Below are 820 nucleotides of genomic sequence, written 5' to 3'. Positions count from 1 at the left end.
GGCACTGTTGCAAATAGTCGGTGGTGATAAACTTATCATCCCCTTTTGCTGATGGAGCTGCACATGAACCCATTCAAAGGCCGGCATTTTCAGCGTGACATCATTCTGTGGGCCGTACGCTGGTACTGCAAATACGGCATCAGTTACCGTGAGCTGCAGGAGATGCTGGCTGAACGCGGAGTGAATGTCGATCACTCCACGATTTACCGCTGGGTTCAGCGTTATGCGCCTGAAATGGAAAAACGGCTGCGCTGGTACTGGCGTAACCCTTCCGATCTTTGCCCGTGGCACATGGATGAAACCTACGTGAAGGTCAATGGCCGCTGGGCGTATCTGTACCGGGCCGTCGACAGCCGGGGCCGCACTGTCGATTTTTATCTCTCCTCCCGTCGTAACAGCAAAGCTGCATACCGGTTTCTGGGTAAAATCCTCAACAACGTGAAGAAGTGGCAGATCCCGCGATTCATCAACACGGATAAAGCGCCCGCCTATGGTCGCGCGCTTGCTCTGCTCAAACGCGAAGGCCGGTGCCCGTCTGACGTTGAACACCGACAGATTAAGTACCGGAACAACGTGATTGAATGCGATCATGGCAAACTGAAACGGATAATCGACGCCACGCTGGGATTTAAATCCATGAAGACGGCTTACGCCACCATCAAAGGTATTGAGGTGATGCGTGCACTACGCAAAGGCCAGGCCTCAGCATTTTATTATGGTGATCCCCTGGGCGAAATGCGCCTGGTAAGCAGAGTTTTTGAAATGTAAGGCCTTTGAATAAGACAAAAGGCTGCCTCATCGCTAACTTTGCAACAGTGCC

Annotated in this window: 1 protein-coding gene; it reads left to right on the top strand. The window is 52.3% G+C overall.

The window, feature by feature from the left end:
• The first annotated feature begins 63 nt into the window (after window positions 1–63).
• Window positions 64–768: an IS6-like element IS26 family transposase gene (locus tag AACR93_RS03795; RefSeq protein ID WP_001067848.1), complete on the top strand. Its 705-nt coding sequence runs from the start codon at window positions 64–66 to the stop codon at window positions 766–768.
• Window positions 769–820 lie beyond the last annotated feature (52 nt).

It is taken from the genome of Aeromonas sp. L_1B5_3 (genome assembly GCF_963866575.1).
Lineage (GTDB): Bacteria > Pseudomonadota > Gammaproteobacteria > Enterobacterales > Aeromonadaceae > Aeromonas > Aeromonas jandaei.
The sequence above is the reverse complement of the archived record's forward strand: the minus strand, read 5'-3'. Positions and strand labels throughout refer to the sequence as shown.